This window comes from bacterium (assembly GCA_040756715.1).
Taxonomy (GTDB): Bacteria; UBA9089; UBA9088; order UBA9088; family UBA9088; genus JBFLYE01.
Genome location: JBFLYE010000056.1, coordinates 1 through 5,112, shown reverse-complemented (window position 1 = coordinate 5,112; position 5,112 = coordinate 1). Strand labels below are relative to the sequence as shown.

Genomic DNA, 5,112 nt, shown 5'->3' with positions numbered 1-5,112 from the left:
AAAATTACCATTGTAGGCGGTGGATTGCTTTCCTTTATCCTCCTTCTTTTTCTTATTTCATACATAACCAGGGCAGAATATGCTGATTTATATACAAATATATCCCCTGAGGAGGCAGGAAGAATCACAAGCAAGTTTGAGGAATGGAAACAACCATATAAATTAGAGGGAACAACCATCAAGGTTCCTATAGCTGACAGGGACAAATTAAGGCTTAAACTTGCCTCAGGAAAACTTGCACCCACCGGAGGGATAAAGGGATGGGAGCTTTTTGATACAACAAAGCTTACCATGACAGATTATGAAAGGAGGATAAACTATTTAAGAGCCATTCAAGGTGAGCTTGAAAGAACCATAGAATCTATTGAAGGCATAAAAGATGCAAGGGTTCTCCTTGTCCTTCCAGAGAAAAAGCTATTTATTGAGGAAGAAAAACCGGTTACTGCCTCTATTAAGCTAACGATGGCTCCCTATGCTAGTATTGATAAAGAGCAGGTTGCTGGGATAATGAACCTTGTTTCATTTGCGGTTGAGGGGCTAAAGCCTAATAATATCACAGTGGTTGATAATAGGGGTAGGATTCTCTCAGAGGATATAGGCGAAGAAAAACAAGAAGCAATAACCTCAAAGCAGCTTGCTCTACAGGAGGAGGAGAGAAAAAGCCTTGAAAGGAGGATAAGGGATAGGCTAGGAAGGGTTATTGGATATGATAAGGTAGAGGTTATTGTAAAGTGTGAAATGAACTTTGATAGAAAGGAAACGAGGCTTGAGAAGTATTCAATGCCAGGTTTTGAGCAATTAAAGATAAGTGAAGAAAAGGTGGATGAGGCATTTAAAGGAGAAGGGGTAAAACCAGAAGGACAGCCAGGCCTTGAATCTCAAATCCCTGGTTATAAAGAGATAGCAAAGACACAAGGCCCTGTTGAATATAACAAAAAGGAATCCCGTGTTAATTATTATGCTGATAAGGAGGAAACAAGCCTTGTTAAGGCGCCATCCATTTCAAAAATATCTGTGGGAGTCTTTGTAGATGGAAAATATGAGCTAGATGAGAAGGGTCAAATAAAAAGGGATGAAAAGGGAAATCCTATATATCAGCCAAGGACAAATGATGAGATGGAAAAATTTAAAAAGCTTGTCTGGGCAGCTATTGGTGCTGAAAAAGGGAAGGAATACCTAGAGAGGGAATACCTTGTTGAGGTTGAGAATGTCCAATTTGATAGAAGCCAGGAATGGCTTGAGACAGAAAGGGAAAAGAAAGAGAAAACAAGAAAAACAATAACTACAGCAGGAATCGGCGGTGCTGGTCTTATTTTTCTCATTGTAATGGGTCTAATTGTGCTTTCAATAATGAGGCAATTTATGAAAAAAGAGATAAAGCCAGAGGTAGCAAAAGCAGAAAAGGAGCTTCCGACATTTGCAACCCAATTAGCAGCAGAGGGAATATCCCTCTCTGAAGAGGAAATCCAAGCATTAGAAACCGCAAAGAGGAAACCAAGCCTTGTTGCCAAGCTTATAAGAGATTGGCTTTCTGAAGAAGAATAAAACAAATGCGGATTGCGGAATGCGGAATGCGGAATTATAATGAAAGAGGGGCTTAAAAAGGCTTGTGTTCTTTTATCCTCTTTAGAAGAAGAGGAAGCAAGAGAGGTTATGAGCTATCTCACAAGCGATGAGAAGATAAAGATAAAAGAGGGTGCAAGTCTTGTTTCCGAAGAAAAAACAAATTTTATTCTATCTCTTGTAGGAGAGGAAAATGTTTAAAATTTATCTATTTTATTTTGCATTTTGCATTTTGCATTTTGCATTTTCTTATTATGGCTATTAAAGCAACAGGGCCACAAAAGGCAGCAATGCTTCTTATGGCATTGGGTTCTGATATTGCAGGGCCTGTATTTAAACATTTAGACGAGAAAGAAATAGACCAACTTACCCTTGAAATAGCAAAGCTTCCAAAAATTGAACCTGTGCAAAAGAAGGAGATTATTGCTGAATTTAGGGAATTGCTCCTTGCCCAAGAATTTATCTTGAAGGGAGGGATTGATTATGCAAGAGAGGTTTTAAAGAGGGCTATGGGAGAGGAGGGTGCAAATAGGACAATTGATAAAGCTGTGAATATATTAAAGATTAAACCATTTGATTTTATGAAGAAGGCAGATCCATCTAGATTGGCAAGCTTTCTTTCAAATGAGCATCCTCAAACAATAGCCTTTGTTATTTCTAATCTTCCTGCCGCAAAGGCATCCGATGTTCTCCTTAACCTTGCTGAGGATATAAGAAAGGATGTATCAAGAAGGATAGCATCAATGAAAAGCATTTCAGGAGATTTTGTTTCATCAATAGAGGATACCCTAAAAGAGAGATATGAAAAGGAGATAGGTGCTGCAGAGGCAAATATTGTTCAAACAGATGGCGTAGATTCTATGGTAAAGATTCTTCAAGAATCCGACAGGGAGACAGAAAAAGCAATAATTGACGCTATTTCAGAAGAAAATCCAGAATTGGCAGAAGAGGTAAGGAAGAGAATGTTTACCTTTGATGACCTTACAAAGCTTGATGATAGAACAGTGCAAAGGGTTTTAAGGGAGGTTGATTCAAAGGATCTGGCATTAGCCCTTAAGGGAGCATCTGATACAATAAAAAATCTTATATTTCGCAATATGCCAAAAAGGGCACAGGAGATGCTTAAAGAGGAAATATCATATTTAGGTCCAAAGAAGCTATCTGAGGTAGAGGAGGTCCAACAGAAGATAATAGGCACAATCAGGCAATTAGAAGAATCTGGTGAAATTATGATCTCTCGTGGAGGAAAGGGAAAAGAGGCGATAATAGAATGATGAATTTTGAATTAAAAGGGGAAAAATTTTATAAAACTTAACCTTCAATCCAAAATTCAAAATTTAGAATGCAAAATTTCTTAAATACTATTTTTGCACTAAGTGATGGAAGATACTATAATAATTTAAAATTTTTTAATAATGATTTATAAATCGCCATCTATAAATGGAGAGGTTGTTATAAAAGCAAGAGAGGCTTTTATTGGAGAGGGAAGAACCTTAATTGAAAGGCTGGAGAATAAAATAAAGCAGGATAATGAAATTCTAAAGAAACTTGAGGACGAGATTTCAGAAAAGAGAAAAAACCTTTTAAATATAGAAGAATATGTTAGAAAAGAGGCAGAAGAAAAGGCAAGGTCTATTGTGGATGAAGCCCTTAAAAAGCAAGATGAGATAAAAGATAAAGGATATAAGGAGGGATTTGCCCATGGAATTGAGGAGGGAAAAAGAAAGGGCGAAACTGAAATAACAAGGATTATTGCATCAATAAAGGGAATTTTATCATCCCTAAATTCGTTGTATGATTCTTCCTTGAAGAAGATGGATGAAAACATTGTCCTTGAACTCTCCTTTTTAATAGCAAAAAGGATAGTAAAGGATGAGGTATCAATTAAAAAGGAAATAGTATTAAGAAATATAAAGGAGGCAATAAAAAAGGCACAGAATAGCAAAATAAAGCTTCTTTTAAATCCAGATGATATAGAAATTGCAAAGGGATTTCTGAAAGAAACAGATATTGTTTCTTCCTCATCTATTGAGCCAGGTGGATGCAAAATTTATTTTGATTTTGGGATAATTGATGCTACAATTGATAATCAGCTTAATGTGATAAAAGATGGGTGCACAAAGCCTTAAAGCACGAATTGAAGGGATTGACCCAATTCAAGTAAAGGGAAGGGTGAAACAAGTAATTGGTCTTGTTGTAGAATCAGAGGGACCTTCTGCTTCAATTGGTGAGATATGCTTTATTTCCTCTTTAAATAAGAGGATTATGGCAGAGGTTGTTGGATTTAGGGATAAAAATATTCTATTGATGCCAATAGGAGAGACAGAGGGAATAAAGGCTTTTGATGAGGTTTCCGCAACCGGCTCGCCTTTAAGGGTTGGTGTTTCAGAAGGGCTAAAGGGAAGGGTATTAAATGGGATGGGTATGCCGATTGATGGAAAAGATCCAATTATTGTAGATGCCTCTTATCCTATATTTGCAGAATCTCCTGACCCATTAAAAAGACCAAGGATAGAGAAGATACTAGAAACAGGAATAAGGGCAATTGATTCTTGTTTAACCATTGGTAGAGGACAGAGACTTGGGATATTCTCTGGCTCTGGAATTGGGAAAAGCACCCTTCTAGGAATGCTTGCTAGATTTACAAGATCTGATATAAATGTTATTGCCTTGGTTGGTGAGAGGGGAAGGGAGGTAAGGGAGTTTATTGAGAAGGACCTACAGGAGGAAGGGCTTAAAAGGTCTGTTATGGTGGTTGCAACATCGGATGAACCTCCCCTTACAAGGGTAAGGGCTGCATTTGTTGCTACAGCCATTGCTGAATATTTTAGAGACCTTGGGATGGATGTTATGCTTATGATGGATTCTGTAACAAGGTTTGCAAGGGCGCAGAGGGAAATTGGGCTTTCAATTGGGGAGCCGCCAGCCACAAGGGGTTTTACGCCATCTGTATTTGCAATATTGCCGAAGCTTTTGGAAAGGTCTGGAACATCGCCTAAAGGAACAATCACAGGGATATATACCATCCTTGTAGATGCTGATGATATGAATGAACCAATCTCTGATAATATTCGGGCAATCCTTGACGGGCATATTGTTTTATCGAGGAATTTGGCTGAAAAAAACCATTACCCAGCTATTGATGTTTTAAAAAGCATCTCAAGGGTTATGATTGACATTACCGAGGAAAAACAGGAACAGGCAGCAAGGCAATTAAGGGAGGTTCTTGCTATAATTCAGGATGCAGAAGACCTGATAAACATTGGTGCATATGCGAAAGGAAGCAATCCAAAGATAGATTATGCATTATTGAAAATTGATAGTGTTTTGGATTTTTTAAAGCAGGGGATATGGGAGAAATCTGATTATCAAAGCACATTGACTGGTTTGATGAAAATATTTCAGGGAAAGGAAGGATGAAAATAAATGCAAAAGTCAAAATTGTGGTAAGGATTTAATAAAATATAACCACAGTTTTTAGTTTTTAAGATGTTTAGATATGAGGCTGTTTTGAGGGTAAAAAAATATAAAGAGGATCTTTTAAAAAAG

The 5,112-nt window shown here is 37.4% G+C and carries 5 protein-coding genes; all 5 read left to right on the top strand.

Annotated features, from left to right (window positions below; all coding sequences use genetic code 11):
* Positions 1–1,545: flagellar basal-body MS-ring/collar protein FliF (gene fliF, locus AB1397_02350; protein ID MEW6481833.1), on the top strand; the 1,545-nt coding region annotated here is incomplete at its 5' end.
* A gap of 39 nt (positions 1,546–1,584) precedes the next feature.
* Positions 1,585–1,764, top strand: coding sequence for a hypothetical protein (locus tag AB1397_02345; protein MEW6481832.1), 180 nt, complete (start codon positions 1,585–1,587; stop codon positions 1,762–1,764).
* 53 nt (positions 1,765–1,817) lie between these two features.
* On the top strand, positions 1,818–2,837 hold the full coding sequence (gene fliG / locus AB1397_02340; GenBank protein MEW6481831.1) for a flagellar motor switch protein FliG: 1,020 nt from the start codon (positions 1,818–1,820) through the stop codon (positions 2,835–2,837).
* A gap of 141 nt (positions 2,838–2,978) precedes the next feature.
* Entirely contained in the window at positions 2,979–3,692 is a 714-nt protein-coding gene (locus AB1397_02335; protein MEW6481830.1) for a FliH/SctL family protein, read from the top strand.
* Positions 3,673–4,983, top strand: coding sequence for a flagellar protein export ATPase FliI (fliI, locus tag AB1397_02330; GenBank protein ID MEW6481829.1), 1,311 nt, complete (start codon positions 3,673–3,675; stop codon positions 4,981–4,983). The genes AB1397_02335 and fliI overlap by 20 nt, the downstream gene beginning before the upstream one ends.
* Positions 4,984–5,112: the final 129 nt, after the last annotated feature.